The organism is Nitrosococcus watsonii C-113 (assembly GCF_000143085.1).
Taxonomy (GTDB): domain Bacteria; phylum Pseudomonadota; class Gammaproteobacteria; order Nitrosococcales; family Nitrosococcaceae; genus Nitrosococcus; species Nitrosococcus watsonii.
The window spans coordinates 2,168,883-2,184,187 of record NC_014315.1 but is presented as its reverse complement, the minus strand read 5'-3'; the positions used below and the strand labels follow the sequence as shown (position 1 = coordinate 2,184,187).

At 50.6% G+C, this 15,305-nt stretch carries 17 protein-coding genes; 8 read left to right on the top strand and 9 right to left on the bottom strand.

Annotated features, from left to right (window positions below; translation table 11 throughout):
• The first annotated feature begins 65 nt into the window (after window positions 1-65).
• From NWAT_RS09775 to rluB, 7 genes are all read left to right on the top strand, one after another.
• Window positions 66-380 (top strand): DUF190 domain-containing protein, encoded by a 315-nt coding sequence (locus tag NWAT_RS09775; RefSeq protein ID WP_041350668.1) that lies wholly within the window; start codon window positions 66-68, stop codon window positions 378-380.
• A gap of 4 nt (window positions 381-384) precedes the next feature.
• Window positions 385-1,668: a serine--tRNA ligase gene (gene serS / locus NWAT_RS09770; RefSeq protein WP_013220922.1), complete on the top strand. Its 1,284-nt coding sequence runs from the start codon at window positions 385-387 to the stop codon at window positions 1,666-1,668.
• A gap of 75 nt (window positions 1,669-1,743) precedes the next feature.
• Entirely contained in the window at window positions 1,744-2,445 is a 702-nt protein-coding gene (locus NWAT_RS09765; protein WP_013220921.1) for a site-2 protease family protein, read from the top strand.
• A 21-nt stretch (window positions 2,446-2,466) separates the two neighbouring features.
• On the top strand, window positions 2,467-3,684 hold the full coding sequence (locus NWAT_RS09760; RefSeq protein ID WP_013220920.1) for a tryptophan--tRNA ligase: 1,218 nt from the start codon (window positions 2,467-2,469) through the stop codon (window positions 3,682-3,684).
• Between the two features lie 49 nt (window positions 3,685-3,733).
• Window positions 3,734-4,546, top strand: a complete 813-nt coding sequence (locus tag NWAT_RS09755) for a segregation and condensation protein A (protein WP_013220919.1) — start codon at window positions 3,734-3,736, stop codon at window positions 4,544-4,546.
• Window positions 4,543-5,211 (top strand): SMC-Scp complex subunit ScpB, encoded by a 669-nt coding sequence (scpB, locus tag NWAT_RS09750; RefSeq protein WP_013220918.1) that lies wholly within the window; start codon window positions 4,543-4,545, stop codon window positions 5,209-5,211. Before NWAT_RS09755 ends, scpB begins: the two co-directional genes overlap by 4 nt.
• A 26-nt stretch (window positions 5,212-5,237) precedes the next feature.
• Window positions 5,238-6,044 (top strand): 23S rRNA pseudouridine(2605) synthase RluB, encoded by an 807-nt coding sequence (gene rluB / locus NWAT_RS09745; RefSeq protein ID WP_013220917.1) that lies wholly within the window; start codon window positions 5,238-5,240, stop codon window positions 6,042-6,044.
• 6 nt (window positions 6,045-6,050) lie between these two features.
• Here the strand turns inward: rluB and hpnD are convergent, their stop codons facing one another.
• The 8 genes from hpnD to NWAT_RS09705 all read right to left on the bottom strand — a co-directional run bounded on the left by hpnD (window position 6,051) and on the right by NWAT_RS09705 (window position 12,174).
• Window positions 6,051-6,911 (bottom strand): presqualene diphosphate synthase HpnD, encoded by an 861-nt coding sequence (gene hpnD / locus NWAT_RS09740; protein ID WP_013220916.1) that lies wholly within the window; start codon window positions 6,909-6,911, stop codon window positions 6,051-6,053.
• A gap of 55 nt (window positions 6,912-6,966) precedes the next feature.
• Window positions 6,967-7,281 carry a (2Fe-2S) ferredoxin domain-containing protein gene (locus tag NWAT_RS09735; protein ID WP_013220915.1) on the bottom strand — a complete coding sequence of 105 codons (315 nt, stop codon included), beginning with the start codon at window positions 7,279-7,281 and terminating at the stop codon, window positions 6,967-6,969.
• 78 nt (window positions 7,282-7,359) lie between these two features.
• On the bottom strand, window positions 7,360-7,710 hold the full coding sequence (gene erpA / locus NWAT_RS09730) for an iron-sulfur cluster insertion protein ErpA (RefSeq protein WP_013220914.1): 351 nt from the start codon (window positions 7,708-7,710) through the stop codon (window positions 7,360-7,362).
• Window positions 7,711-7,770: 60 nt separating this feature from the next.
• Window positions 7,771-8,217, bottom strand: a complete 447-nt coding sequence (locus tag NWAT_RS09725; RefSeq protein WP_013220913.1) for a bactofilin family protein — start codon at window positions 8,215-8,217, stop codon at window positions 7,771-7,773.
• Between the two features lie 59 nt (window positions 8,218-8,276).
• Window positions 8,277-9,002 (bottom strand): DUF6776 family protein, encoded by a 726-nt coding sequence (locus tag NWAT_RS09720; protein WP_013220912.1) that lies wholly within the window; start codon window positions 9,000-9,002, stop codon window positions 8,277-8,279.
• A gap of 23 nt (window positions 9,003-9,025) precedes the next feature.
• Entirely contained in the window at window positions 9,026-10,060 is a 1,035-nt protein-coding gene (gene argC / locus NWAT_RS09715; RefSeq protein WP_013220911.1) for an N-acetyl-gamma-glutamyl-phosphate reductase, read from the bottom strand.
• Window positions 10,061-10,222: 162 nt separating this feature from the next.
• Entirely contained in the window at window positions 10,223-11,791 is a 1,569-nt protein-coding gene (purH, locus tag NWAT_RS09710; protein ID WP_013220910.1) for a bifunctional phosphoribosylaminoimidazolecarboxamide formyltransferase/IMP cyclohydrolase, read from the bottom strand.
• An 89-nt stretch (window positions 11,792-11,880) separates the two neighbouring features.
• Complete coding sequence (locus tag NWAT_RS09705; RefSeq protein ID WP_013220909.1) at window positions 11,881-12,174, bottom strand: helix-turn-helix domain-containing protein; 294 nt, start codon at window positions 12,172-12,174, stop codon at window positions 11,881-11,883.
• Between the two features lie 285 nt (window positions 12,175-12,459).
• On the opposite strand from NWAT_RS09705, the gene NWAT_RS09700 reads away from it, so the two are divergent.
• Window positions 12,460-14,391, top strand: coding sequence for a glycoside hydrolase family 15 protein (locus NWAT_RS09700; protein WP_013220908.1), 1,932 nt, complete (start codon window positions 12,460-12,462; stop codon window positions 14,389-14,391).
• A 28-nt stretch (window positions 14,392-14,419) separates the two neighbouring features.
• On the opposite strand, the gene prmA is transcribed toward NWAT_RS09700, so the two are convergent.
• Window positions 14,420-15,301 (bottom strand): 50S ribosomal protein L11 methyltransferase, encoded by an 882-nt coding sequence (gene prmA, locus NWAT_RS09695; protein ID WP_013220907.1) that lies wholly within the window; start codon window positions 15,299-15,301, stop codon window positions 14,420-14,422.
• Between the last annotated feature and the right edge of the window lie 4 nt (window positions 15,302-15,305).

Genomic DNA, 15,305 nt, shown 5'->3' with positions numbered 1-15,305 from the left:
TCCTTGAGCTTTTAAGTGGGCAATAATGCCAGTCTAGCATTTGTTAGGTTTATTGATGTACTGTTATGAGAACCAAAGATGTAATGATGGTCCGTATTTACCTCACAGAGGCAGAGGGCCATCTGGATACACTTTTGAAGCGGCTCCATGATTGGGGCCAGGTGCAAGGGGTTACCGTGTTTCATGGAATAGCAGGATTTGGACCTTCGGGACCCATGCGCCCCATTTCTCCAGCCCGGATTTCAGAGGATTTACCGATAGTCGTTGAGTTTTTTGACGAGCCGCCTAAAGCTGAAGTGATATTGGAGACCCTTTCCCACATTATTAAACCGGGTCATGTGGTGTGTTGGCCTGCACGTACTATCGTGGAAGATAAATAGTAGTATGCTTGATCCAAAATTACTTAGAAATGCCCTTGCCGATACCTCTCGCCAATTGGCGCGGCGGGGATTTGCATGGGATGCGGCTGCTTTTGCCACGCTGGAGGCGGAGCGTAAGGAGATGCAGGTCCGCACCCAAGAACTTCAGGCTCAACGGAACGTCCGTTCCAAGGCCATTGGTAAAGCTAAGGCGCAAGGGGAAGATATTGCCCCTCTGCTGGCGGAGATGACGGAACTGGGGGATCATCTCAAAACTGCGGAAGCGCGGTTGGAAGTGGTTCAGGCCCAGATTGAGGAGATTCTGCTGGGAATCCCTAATCTACCCGACGCTAGTACGCCGCCAGGCAAGGATGAGCAAGACAATGTCGAGGTGCGACGTTGGGGTACGCCGCCTGCTTTAGCGTTCGTTCCTAAAGATCATGTGGATTTGGGGGCGTCTTTGGGGATGGATTTTGAAACTGCGGTAAAACTTAGCGGAACCCGTTTTGTTACCCTTATAGGGCCTTTAGCCCAATTACACCGGGCGCTTATCCAGTTTATGCTGGACGTACATACTCGCGAGCATGGCTATACTGAGGTTTATGTCCCCTATTTGGCAAACCGAGAATCTTTAGTGGGAACCGGGCAGTTACCTAAGTTTGAGGAAGATTTATTTGCTATCCAGGGCACGGGTTATTATCTTATTCCAACGGCTGAAGTGCCGGTAACCAATCTCGCGCGGGGGGAGATTTTGCCTGCTGAGCGCCTGCCTCTTAAGTATGTCGCCCATACGCCTTGCTTTCGGAGCGAAGCTGGCTCCTATGGTAAGGATACTCGGGGTATGATCCGCCAGCACCAGTTTGAGAAGGTAGAATTAGTACAGATTGTGCCGCCGGAAGTTTCCCGGCAGGCCCATGAGGATCTGACCGGTCATGCGGAGGTTATTTTGCAGCGGTTAGAGCTTCCTTATCGGGTGATGAATTTGTGTGCTGGCGATCTTGGTTTTGCCAGCAGCAAGACCTATGACTTGGAGGTATGGTTGCCAGGCCAGCAGGCCTACCGGGAGATCTCCTCTTGCAGCAATTTTCTGGATTTTCAAGCACGCCGGATTCAAGCCCGCTGGCGTGATCCGAAAACCCAGAGACCAGCCTGGGTCCATACGCTCAACGGTTCTGGACTGGCAGTGGGGCGGACTTTGTTAGCCGTAATGGAGAATTACCAACAGGCTGATGGTAGTATCCGTGTGCCAGAAGCCTTGCAGCCTTATATGGGGGGCGTTGCAGTGCTTCAGCCTTCCATGAAAGGGTAGTCTTGTGAGGCCCGATTTGGCATTTTGCTCTTAGGCAGCGCCTAATGTCGCCTCAATTGTAGGTATAATGAATTTATGGAAGAGTTGTCAATCGTACAGCGGATTGCTATTTGGGTGTTGCCCATATTATTCGCTATTACCGTCCATGAGGTAGCCCATGGTTGGATGGCGCTTCGGCTGGGCGATCACACCGCGCAAATGATGGGGCGGTTAACGCTCAATCCTATCAATCATGTCGATCCTATTGGTACTTTGGTCGTTCCGGGGATTTTATTATTACTCGGCGGCGTTATTTTTGGTTGGGCCAAGCCGGTACCGGTATCCTGGGATAAACTTCGCAATCCCCAGCGGGATATGGCTATGGTTGCTTTGGCGGGACCTATGGCTAACCTCATTATGGCTGTTTTCTGGGCGATAGTATGCCGCCTGGGAATTGCTTTGGCGCTGGAGTTTCCCATGATGGGTGTGCCGTTAGCTTATATGGGGATTGCCGGGATGCTCATTAATGCCATTTTGATGGTGCTAAATCTCATTCCCTTGCCCCCTCTCGATGGAGGGAGGGTATTGATTGGGGTGTTGCCTGGTCCGCTTGCCTATAAGGTGAGCCGTATTGAGCCTTATGGCCTTTTTATACTCCTCGGCCTGTTATTTACCGGCATTTTACAGGTTATCCTGGGGCCCTTGGTAGATTTGCTTTTGAATGGATTAATACAGCTAGTGGGTGTGCCAAAACGGGAATTTGTCGGAGGATTGCTCACTCTAATGGGAACCTCATAAGGTGAAAGGAAGATTAAGCGCATGGCCATGAGTTCCCTGCAATCCCAGCGCGTGCTTTCCGGAATGCGCCCAACTGGACAGTTGCATCTGGGCCATTATCGTGGCGTACTAAAAAATTGGGCTCAGTTGCAGCATGAATATAACTGTTTTTTCTTTGTGGCCGACTGGCATGCTTTGACGACGGAGTACGAAAATCCCCAGGTCATTACTGATAGCGTCTGGGATATGGTCATTGATTGGCTGGCTGTGGGAATTGAGCCTTCGGCGGCGACTTTGTTTATTCAGTCGAAGGTACCTGAGCATGCGGAGTTGCATCTTCTGCTCTCCATGATAACCCCCCTTGGTTGGCTGGAGCGGGTACCGACATACAAGGACCAGCAGGAAAAATTAAAAGAGAAGGATCTGGCGACTTATGGTTTTTTGGGCTACCCGCTACTGCAAAGCGCCGATATTCTCGTTTATAAAGCAACCCGGGTTCCGGTAGGAGAAGATCAGGTTCCCCATGTGGAGATGAGCCGGGAAATTACCCGGCGTTTTAATCATCTCTATGGCCGTGAACCAGGCTTTGAAGAGTTGGTGGAAGCGGCTATAAAAAAAATGGGTAAGAAAAACGCCCAGCTTTATCGGGAATTGCGCCGGCGCTTTCAGGAGCAGGGAGATGTGGAAGCTTTGGATAAAGCTCGTGCTTTTCTGGAAACGCAGCAAAATCTTACCCTCGGTGATCGGGAACGTCTATTCGGGCACCTGGAAGGGGAAGGGAAAGTCATTCTGCCGGAACCGCAAGCCTTGCTGACCCCCGCCGCCCGTATGCCGGGGCTCGATGGGCAAAAAATGTCTAAATCCTATGGCAATACGATTGCCTTGCGCGAGCCGCCTGAGCAAGTAGAACGGAAGCTCCGCACCATGCCTACGGATCCAGCCCGCGTGCGGCGTTCCGATCCCGGCGATCCCGAAAAATGCCCGGTCTGGCAATTCCATAAGGTTTACTCTGACGAGGAGGTGAAGGGCTGGGTTCAGAAAGGATGCCGAACAGCAGGTATTGGTTGTTTGGACTGCAAGCAGCCTATTATTGATGCTATTCAGTCTGAACTAAAGCCTATTCGGGAACGGGCACAAGAATATGCCCGCCATCCCGAGGAGGTCCAACGGATTATCAAAGAGGGTAACGAGGCGGCCCGCGAAGTGGCCCGCGAGACAATGGCGGAGGTGCGCCAAGCAATGGGATTGTCCTATCGCTAAATCGCCCAGAAGCGATATGGTTAACTAAAATGCCGCTGAAATCGTAGCTATGAGCGAATTATCCGGGCAAACCTCGTCTTCTTCAGAAGCATCGGCGCTAGCTGTCGTTCGTGGGCAGCCCATTACTGAATTACCTACCGATCTTTATATCCCTCCTGATGCCCTAGAGGTTTTTCTTGAGGCTTTTGAGGGGCCGTTAGATCTGTTACTTTATCTGATTCGGCGGCAGAATTTGGATATTTTGGATATTCCGATTGCCGCTATCACTCGTCAATATATGGAATACATAGAGATTTTGGGTGAGCTGCGTTTAGAATTAGCAGCGGAGTATCTGGTAATGGCAGCTTGGCTTGCAGAAATCAAATCTAGGATGCTTTTGCCCCCTCCCCCGGAGAGTGCTGAGGAAGAGGGAGATCCCCGAATGGAATTGGCGCGCCGTCTGCAAGAGTACGAGCGTTATAAAAAAGCGGCCGAGGATTTGGATTCATTGCCTCGCGTGGGCCGGGATATCTTCGAGACCGGAGTTTATGTTCCCCCTGGACAAGTGATCAAACCACAGCCCATACTTGAGTTAACTGATCTCTTGCTTGCGCTTAAAGGAGTGCTGGCTCGGGCAGATTTGTTCAGCCATCACCATGTGGCCCAAGCAACTCTATCGGTACGGGAACGTATGGGAGAGGTGCTAAGCCGGGTTGAGGCGGATAGCTTTTTTGAATTTACTGCTTTACTAAATCCAGAGGAGGGGCGCTTGGGGGTGGTGGTCACTTTCCTGGCAATCCTTGAGCTAATTAAAGAATCCCTGCTGGAAGTGGTTCAGGCTGAAGCCTATGGTCCCCTCCATGTGCGGGCGGTAGCCGCATGAGTGAAGTGTGTTCTCTGAAAAACATTATTGAAGCCGTTCTGCTGGCGGCGGATCGGCCCTTGACGATTGAACAACTGAGTAAACTGTTTGATGAGGGGATGCAACCTTCCCGCAGCCAGATAGGCAACATCCTCGAGGAACTGGCGGTAGACTGGAGAAACAGCGGGATTGAGCTGAAGGAGATCCATAGCGGCTATCGTTTTCAGGCCCGCCGGGAACTGTCGCCTTGGATATCCAGACTCTGGGAAGAGCGCCCATCCCGCTATTCGCGGGCATTTTTAGAGACCTTGGCCCTTATTGCTTATCGTCAGCCGATTACCCGAGGGGAAATTGAAGAAATTCGCGGCGTTTCCGTCAGCAGTTCTATTATGAAGACCTTGCAAGAGCGGGAGTGGATTAAGGTACTTGGGCATCGAGAGGTCCCGGGGCGGCCTACCCTATATGGTACCACCCGCAAATTTTTGGACCAATTTAATCTTAGAAGCCTAGACGAATTACCCTCTCTGGCGGAGGTAAAGACTCTAGGTGAATCTCAAATAGTGCTTACTGTGGTAGAAGGCGGTTTAAGTAAAGAGGGCGTGGTCCTAGAAAAAGGTCCATCACCCTCTAAAAAGTTCCTTGCCGAATCTACCCTTGCTCCCAATGAAACGTCACAAAAACAGTAGCTAGCGGAAAGAAAGGTACTGATTCTGTGGCAGAACGCCTACAAAAAATATTGGCCCGGGGAGGGCTAGGGTCCCGCCGGGAAGTTGAAGCGTGGATTAAGGCGGGCCGAGTCCGAATCAACGGTATTCCCGCGCAGTTGGGCGACAAGGTATCGGATGAGGATCAGGTGACTATTAATGGGAGGCCCTTATCGCCTAGACGGTTGCAGGCTCCTTCTTCCCAGGTCATCCTTTATCATAAATCGGCAGGCGAGATCTGTAGCCGCAAAGATCCGGAAGGGCGCCCGACTGTGTTCCGGTCTTTGCCTCGCCCACGGCAGGGCCGCTGGGTAAGCGTTGGGCGTTTGGATATCAGTACCTCTGGTCTCTTATTATTCACGACCGACGGTGAGCTGGCTAACCGTTTGATGCATCCTTCCACTCAAGTGGAGCGGGAATATGCTGTGCGGGTTTTGGGTGCTGTCACGGAAGCTACCCTTGAGCGCTTACAGAGGGGAGTGCAATTGGAGGATGGTCTAGCCAGTTTTAAGCGAATACTGGATGCTGGCGGTGAAGGCGCTAATCACTGGTATCATGTCATACTCCGGGAGGGACGGAAGCGGGAAGTTCGACGCCTCTGGGAATCCCAGGGGATTCAAGTGAGTCGGCTGATACGCATTCGTTTTGGTCCAGTCAGTTTGCCTCCTGGGTTGCGCATGGGCCGCTGGCGCTTCCTGGAACCCTCTGAGTTTAAGGCTTTGTTAGAGATAGGGGGAGTAGAGCGGCGCATTACTGGGCTTCAATCCCGCAGTAAAAATAATCGAAGGGGTAGGCAAGGTCGGAAGCAAGGTTGATTTTTATTAGCATTGAGGAATAAGACCCTGTTGGGCGCGGCGCGAAGTGCGCCAGGCGATCCAAAGCTTACGCAACGGAGTCAGTGAAACTCGCCGTTGCAGGACCGGGTAGCCATCTTCTTCCATGGCATCTAGGATATTTAGGCCGAGTGCCATTTGGATTAGGCCGGCACACTGGGTTTGGCGATCATGTTTCCCTAGGTTCGCCAAGGCGCTGTGAAAATAGTGGCGGGCTTGACCGGCTTGATGGGCGAGGAGGGCAGTCATACCTTGAGAGTTAGCATAGCTAGTGAAGATAGTTTCCGTCGAGACCTGAAAGCGAGCAAGCTCCTCCTGAGGTAGATAAATGCGGCCCCGATCGGCGTCTTGACGTACATTGCGCAGAATATGGGTCAGCTGTAGGGCAATTCCAAGCTTTTCAGCGTATGTTCGAGTCTCCGAGTCCTGATAACCATAGATTTTAGCTGCCATTAAGCTAATCACTCCAGCAATTTGGTAGCAATAGGTGGTCAGAGCTTGAAAAGAAGGATAGGTCGATTGTCCTAGATCGCTCGCGGCTCCTCCAATCACCTGCAGGAAAGAGCGTTGAGGGAGATCATAGGTTTTAACGGGAGTAGCCAGGGTTTGGGTTACTGGATGCCGGGGGCAACCCGCAAATAGACGGGTAATTTCCTCTTGCCACCACTGGAGCTTAGTTTGGGCAACACTGACATCCGAACATTCGGCCACAATGCCGACGATTTCCTTTTGGTAAGCATAAAGCGCGGTAACGGCGTGCCGCTGAGCCTCAGTTACAAAGAGGAGGCTATAATAAAGGCTGGTTCCCGGCGGAGTTGCCTTGTTGTGGCAGTATTCCCTCGAGTCCATTAATTCCCTGGGAAACGGCTCTGATGATGGCCATTCTTCATAGGGGGGTTCCCTATTAAATCCGCAGGCGCTCAACCGGCTGGCCGTTCATCAGGTGCTCGGTAATGATTTCATCGATATCCTTGCGGGTAGTGTAAGTGTACCAAGTCCCTTCAGGGTAAACTACCATAGCGGGTCCTTGGGCGCACCGATTAAGGCATCCTGCAGTGTTGATACGCACTTGGCGACGCCTCGCTAACCCCAGTGCCTTAACTTTTTCCTTAGCATAGTTTCGAATGGCTAAAGCATCATGATTCTGGCAGCAGGGGCGACCATCATCTCTTTGGTTAGTACAAAAAAATACGTGATAACGATAGTAAGACTTGCTCATAAACGCTGTATCACCTGGATGAAAGTATGAATGCGCCCCTATTGGTGGGGGGATATGCTGCTAAAATAAAGTGGCCCTTTAAGGCGAAAAGGAAGAGCCACAGCCGCAGGTGGTTTCGGCATTGGGATTGCGAATAACAAATTGAGCGCCTTCCAGCCCCTCGGTATAGTCGATCTCTGCGCCTACCAGGTACTGATAGCTTGTGGGATCGATGAGCAGGGTAACCCCACCATTTTTCACTTGGGTATCGCCTTCATGGGAAGCTTCGTCAAAGGTAAAGCCATATTGGAAGCCTGAACACCCGCCGCCGGTGATAAATACCCGCAGCATCAGCTTCTCATTGCCTTCCTCCTTAATCAGTTCTTTGACTTTACCAGCAGCAGTATCGGTAAATATTAATGAATTTAGCATGGCATTAGTTGCATTCATGATGGGATGCTCTCCAAAATTTTAAATTACTCTTTAATTATCTAAAACTTACTGGATCAGTCAAGGGCTACCTTCCTTAAGACCGGATATGGATAGTGGAGTTTCCTCCTCCGACTCGGCAGCGAGCTTGAGTCTAGGAATCTGGTTTTCCTCCAGGTGAATCAAATTGCCATTAATTTTGGCGCCTATTGCTATTTCGATAAGATAATAATACAAGTCTCCGTGGATTTGGGCCTGATAGGCGAGTTCAATATGTTCGCTGGCGTGGATATCTCCTGTGACTGAACCATTAAGAATGATATAAGGGGCTTTGACATTGCCCTCAATGCTTCCATCTTGGCTGATGATCAATAGAGAGTCTTCATCTTCGGCGATAATATCTCCTTTTACATGGCCCTCCACGCGTAGTCCGCCACTGAAGGTAATATCTCCTATCAGGCGGGTATGTTGTCCGATTAAGGTATCGAGCTGAGCGCGGCATTTGGATTTTTTTTTGCGATTGAACATTTGCGTTCTCCTAAGGAAAGGCGGTCAATTTGAGCTATTAGAAAATATCTCTTTTTGCTCTAGCCTTCTAATGATTTCCAGCTGAAGGTTTGTTTCACGACTTTAGAAGGATGCTCCTTGGGAAGTAGGGTAACTTTTACCCGGGTTGGTTTAAAATTTTTTGGCAGAAATACTTCTCCTTCTAGAATTTGAAAGTATTTAAATTTAAAACGAAGGGGATTGCCCTTGGAGAGGGCATCGAGTTCAAGCTGACCGGGTTTCCCGTTTAATGCGCCGTGAATGACAAAGTGTACTTGGCCCTGGGTCAGATGGTCTACTCTGCGGCCTTGGGTGAGCACCAAGCGGTAATGGAGTAACCGCTCCGTTGCCGTTTTGCTAAACTTAAGGTCGTGGATATGGATGCCTTGCTCCTCAAGGGACTCCGTCAGCCCTTTATAAACTGACAGTTGGCGTGTAAGTTCCTGCATCTCATCTTGTAAGCTGACTAGATTGGCGTTGAGATCGGCACGGGTATATTGTTCGACTTCTAATTCTTGCTGGAGCCGGGCTAGGCGTTCTTGCAGACGACTATTTTCCTGTTGTAGGTGAGAAAGTTGTTTTTGGGAGATGGATATCGGTAAGGGGGAATTGCTGCTATTGAGGATCTGTTTTGGCAGCGGAGGAAGCCAGTAGGAAAGCAACCAGCCAACCGTTCCGCTGAAGATAATTAAGACAAAACCCAAGAGCCATCCGCGCCAGGGGCGGTGTTCCTTGATGACGAGACGGGGGGCAGTATTTTTTGCCATTTATATTTAGGCGAATTTAGCGATCACGGTATGACAGCAATGTGAGTTAAGCCGCATGTTTCTTCTTGATCAAACATAATATTCATATTTTGTATTGCCTGGCCGGAGGCGCCTTTTATTAGGTTATCGGTTACTGAAAGCACAATTACGGTGTTGCCTGCCGATGGGCGATGGATAGCGAGGCGGCACATATTGTTTCCCCGAACGCTACGGGTTTCTGGGTGGCTTCCCGGCGGCAATACATCCACAAAGGGCTCCGCAGCATAACGTTGCTCATAAAGTTCTTGGAGATTAACCTCATCACGCTCAAGCTGGGCATAAAGAGTTGCATGAATTCCCCGAATCATGGGGATAAGGTGGGGAACAAAGGTTAAGTCCACGGAGGAGCGGCTGGCCCATTGAAGTCCTTGAATGATTTCAGGTAAGTGTCGGTGTCCGCTAACACTATAGGCCTTAAAGTTCTCACCTGTCTCGCAAAGAAGGGTTCCTAGGGCTGCTTTGCGGCCTGCTCCGCTGGCGCCTGATTTTGCATCGGCGATAAGCCGACTGGGGTCAATTAATTGATGTTCTAGCAAGGGAAGAAATCCAAGTTGGACCGCAGTGGGGTAACAACCCGGGCAGGCGATTAGGCGAGCCTGGCGAATGGCTTCCCGGTTAACTTCCGGGAGACCATAGACTGCTTCGGCCAATAAATCGGGAGCAGCGTGGGGGCGTCCATACCATTGTTCCCATATGGCAGGATTAGTAAGGCGAAAATCAGCGGATAAATCAATGACTCGAGTGTTTTGTGCGAGCAGGTCGGGTACCATATCCATGGCGACTCCATGGGGAGTTGCAAAGAAAACCACATCGCATTCGGCGGCTAGCTGGGTAGGCTCAGGTTCCGTGAAGCAAATATCCAAATGGCCCCGGAGGTTTGGAAATAATTTGCTCACCGGAATGCCTACTTCAGTGCGTGAGGTGATGGCTACGATTTCAACATTGGGATGGCTAATCAGTAGACGTAGTAGTTCAACGCCTGTGTATCCCGTTCCACCTACGATACCTGCTCTGATCATAATTTTTGGCTCTTAGTTTGAAGAACAATTAGAGACCATCATAAAAGCTGACTGGAAGGAGCGGAAGTCTTAACTGGAAGAAAATCATTTAGGCCATTGGTTTTTCTGCTTTTGATGGTACGCTTGTCGTCTGAATGGGCCAGCCGTTTAACTGGGCTAAGGTTAGTGGCGGAAATGGCGCATTCCAGTAAAGAGCATCGTCATGCCCCATTCATTGGCAGCGGCAATGACTTCTTCATCCCGCCTGGAACCCCCTGGCTGGATAACAGCACGGATTCCTGCTTTAGCAGCGGCTTCCAGACCATCCCGAAAGGGAAAAAAAGCATCTGAGGCCAGGACCGCATTTTGGGTTGAGAAACCTGCCTCTTTTGCTTTAAGTCCTGCAATTTGGCTACTCATTACCCGGCTTGTTTGCCCGGCGCCAATGCCTATGGTCTGCCCATTCTTGGCATAGACAATAGCATTAGATTTGACAAACTTCACCACGTGCCAGGCAAAGAGGAGATCCTTTAATTCCTGGGGAGTAGGGGAGCGTTCCGTAACGGTTCGAAGTGCTTCTAAAGGTACTGTACCGATATCCTGGTCCTGGAGCAATAAGCCACCAACAATTCGCTTATAGTCCCAACTAGCGGCAGCTTGAGATGGCCATTCACCACAGGCCAAGACCCGGATATTAGGTTTGGACGTGAGTACCTCTTGGGCCGTTATTGTGACTGCAGGGGCAATAATCACTTCGGCGAATTGGCGCTCGATGATGGCTTTTGCAGTAGCTGGATCTAATGGCTGGTTGAAAGCAATAATGCCACCAAAAGCGGAAATTGGATCAGCAGCATAGGCTCTTTCATAGGCATCTTGCAGATCTGTTCCCATAGCCACTCCACAAGGATTGGCATGTTTTACAATGACGCAGGCAGGACCCTCGTGAAAAGCTTTAACACACGCTAAAGCGGCATCCGTATCCGCAATGTTGTTGAAAGAGAGTGTCTTGCCTTGTAATTGTTGGGCGGTGGCAATGGTTCCTGCTGGCGGGGCTTGTTCTACATAGAAGGCCGCCCGTTGATGTGGATTCTCCCCGTAACGCATTGCTTGCTTTTTGGTAAATTGAACGTTGTAGCTGTGGGGAAATATGCTCTTTTCGTCATTCGGAGTGAGTGCTCCTAGGTAATTGGCAATGGCGGCATCGTAACGTGCGGTGTGCTCAAAGCTTTTCACTGCCAGTTCAAAGCGGGTAGCGGAGGAGAGCGCTCCATGGTTTACTTCCATTTCACCAAGAACTTTTTCGTAGTCCTCTGGATTGACAATGACGGTCACCGCCGCATGGTTTTTAGCCGCGGCTCGAAGCAGGGTGGGTCCGCCAATGTCGATATTCTCGATGGCGGCGGCCAAGTCGCAATCTGGTTTTGCCACCGTTTGTTGGAAGGGATAAAGGTTGACGGCTACCAGATCGATGGGGGCAATATTATGTTTCGCCATAATGTTGGCATCGATTTCCCTTCGCCCCAGGATGCCTCCATGGATTTTGGGATGAAGCGTTTTGATACGCCCCCCCATCATTTCTGGGAAACCGGTATAGGTGGAGACCTCCATTGTCCTGATATTGTGCTTGTGGAGCAATTGGGCAGTGCCACCGGTAGATAGAATCTCCACCCCCCACGCCTGGAGTTGGCGCGCAAAAGCGACGATTCCGATTTTATCGGAGACACTGATAAGGGCACGGGCTATGGATTTCATAGATTTTTTTGGTAAGGTTTTATCTTGAGGATTTTAAGCTGTGAAAAATAAAGTCTGCAATAACGCTGCCTGCTGTGCAGGGGGCGATATTAGCCAGCAGCGTTGATACCGTATTGTCTTAGCTTTTTGCGAAGGGTGCTGCGATTTATACCAAGAAATTTAGCGGCTTTGGTTTGATTACCTCCGGTACGCTTCAAGGTGATTTTCAGGAGTGGGGGTTCAATTTCTTTCATTACGATCCCATAGAGATCGGTGGGATCATAGCCATTAAGACGATCGAAATACTCATCAAGTGCCTGTCGGAGGCACTCGCTAATGGATGAGTCACGGTGTTCTTCGCTAATGGTTAGTTTGTGTTTGGTTTGCGCGGGCTTGTCGCTCATGTGGCCACCACTCTTGGCTCGTCGATCATTTGCCAAAATTTCCTATATCCCGGCGAGCGGTTGCTCGCGAGTCTAGTTCGAAATACTAAAAGGAATTACCTGAGGGACGATTATCATACCCTCGGCAGAGAGCTGGATAAAGGCTTAATCTTGTTTCAAATTGATTTCCGCCTTGTTAATTATAATATAAAGAGGCCTCTAGCGGATCTTTCGGATTCAATGCTAGCCATATGGAATTCTGTGAAAGGTAAATTTTGCTGTTTTTATGAGGGGAGAGTTTATAGAGTGGATCTTTATACAGCGTCAAAAGGGCTAGCTAGCCCTTTTGTATTTACCCAAGCGGAAGAAAAATTGCCTATTGGTGCCCATGGCCTTATAGGCGACGGTTTTACCTGCGCGTTAGTGCGGGCTGATGGAGCAATTGATTGGTTATGTTTGCCCCGTTTTGATAGTCCCAGTGTGTTTGCGGCGCTTCTCGATCCCAAACAGGGTGGGATCACTGCGCTTACCCCGGCGCATCGGCCGTTTAAGAGTCTGCAGGGATACGATTCCGGTACCAATGTCCTTAAAACGCTCTTCCTAGTTGAAGGGAAAGGGGTGGTACAACTTACTGATTTTATGCCTTGGACGAATGATCCACGATTGTCAACCCATGAGATACATCGGCGAATACAGTGCATCGAGGGCTCGGTCGAATTGATGGCGACATTTGACCCGCGTTTCGATTATGGCGAATACACTCCTTCTATGCAACGTGAAGCACATGGCATTATTGCGCGGGGTAAAGGGGGCCAAACGCTTGTGGCAGTGTTGGGAGGCAATTCCGTGCAGTGGGAGCCACGAGCCAGGAGGGGAGTGCAAGCCCCTATGAGGCTAAACCAAGGAGAACAGCGATGGATGATACTATCTTGGAATGCGCCACGGTCTGAGCCGATAATGGCTTACCGACCGGCTGAACTGTTGCGCGCGACCCGGCATCGGTGGCGCGAATGGTCACAAAGGCTGCAATATGATGGGCCATGGCGCTCTCACGTGCTGCGTTCAGCACTATTGCTCAAGCTGCTGATGTTCGCGCCTACGGGTGTAATGGTGGCTGCACCAACAACTTCCCTGCCGGAGTGGATTAGTGGCCGTCGCAATTGGGACTACCGTTATACTTGGACTCGGGATAGTGCTATGGCAATCCATGCGGCTAATCTCATCGGCTATAGGGCTGAAGCACGGGATTTTTTCCATTTTGTACGTGATATACTCGAACATACGGAAACCTTGGAGGTAATGTACCAAGTTGATGGACAGCCCGTGCCTGAGGAGCGGATTCTGTCTCACCTGTCAGGGTACCACGGATCAAAGCCTGTGCGGATTGGCAATGGAGCCCGTACTCAGATTCAGCTAGACACTGCTGGCGCATTGGTTAACGCGGCGTTTACCCATGAACAATGTAACGGTCTGATTACTCTGCGTGCCTGGCGCCGTATTGCCACTATTATTGAGCAGGTACGCTCGCGCTGGCAGCAGTCTGACCATGGAATCTGGGAGCGGCGGGACAGTAAGCACCATCATGTACATTCCAAGCTGATGAGCTGGTTGGCTCTTGAGCGTGGGTCTCGACTCGCCTATTTATTCGGAGCAACCGAAAAGCAGGTATGTTGGGCGGCCGCTGCCCGCCAGGTTCGCAGGGATTTGTGGGCGCGTGGGCTAGACGCCCGCCAGAAACATTTCGTGATGGCTTATGGGTTAGAGGAACCTGACGCGGCGCTGTTGCTGTTGCCTCTGCATGGATTTGTAAAACCACAGGATCCGCATATGCTCGCAACGATCGACTGGCTCCGCAGCGAATTGGGGTATGGGCCATTTCTCTATCGCTACCAAAACTTCGATGGCGTTGGAGGGAAGGAGGGTGCCTTTATACTATGCGGCTTCTGGCTTGCCGAGTTGCTTGCAATGGCGGGGCGGATTGAGGAAGCGCAGCGGGTATTCATGGCCCATATTGAGGCCTCTAATCACCTTGGACTGCTCGCTGAGGAGATTGTACCAGAGACCGGAGAGTTGCTCGGTAATTTCCCGCAGGCATTTAGCTACTTGGGGCTCATCAATGCTGCGGTGCGTATCGATCTGGCATTACGGTTGCGTGATGAGGGCTCGCGTAAAATTCCCCGCTTTTTGCTCGAAACCCTACAGCATGAAGAGGAAGAAGAGGTCTATAAAAATATTTGATTTGCAATAAGGCAATATGTCTTCTTATCTAACGACGATGTCCAGCCAGCAGCACCCAATTCTCTTTGATTATGGGAGTACCAAAGGTAAACCAATCATGGTAGGTTTGAAGGATTTGTTGAATTTGATCGGAGGTGATGCCTGATAAAACGAGGTAAGCATTAGGGTAAGTCAATCTAGCAAAGAGAGGAGCCAATTTTAGTAAAGGTTCCGCCAAGATGTTAGCGACCAAGAAACCTGCCTTTATTTCAGTAAGCTCAGACGGTGACGAGACTTGGAGCTGAGAGATAACTCCATTGCGGGCGGCATTTTCCCGGGTAGCCAATAGGGCCTGGGGATCGTGATCCACCGCAACAGCAGCAGTGGCGCCCAGTTTAAGGGCGGCAATAGCTAGGATGCCAGAACCACAGCCATAATCGATAATAAGAGCTTGGTTGAGATTGGCGTTGGCTAGCCATTCCAAGCATAATGCGGTGGTTGGGTGCGTGCCCGTGCCGAAGGCAAGGCCCGGATCAAGAAAGAGGTTAACTGCTTCCGGCTCGGGGGGAGGAAGCCAGCTTGGGCAAACCCAAAGCTGTGAGCCAAAGCGTAGGGGTTTAAAGCGGTCCATCCAGACCCGCTCCCAGTTTTGATCCGCTAAAATTTCCCAGTGGTGAGAAGGAAACGAGTCCGGAGTCCAGCTCTGTTTTAGCTCCTGTAGCAAAGCATCCGGATCAGCGGCCATCGGGAATAGGGCGCTCACCCGAGTCCGAGACCACAAAGGGGTCTCTCCCGGCGGCGGTTCGAAAAGCGGCTGATCAGTTGCATCTAGTAGCGTAACTGCTACTGCTCCTGCTTCGCTTAATTGGTTGGACAAGCGTTCAACGTGGTCGGCATTGACTTCAAGCTGAAGCTGAATCCAAGAAGGCATCAAT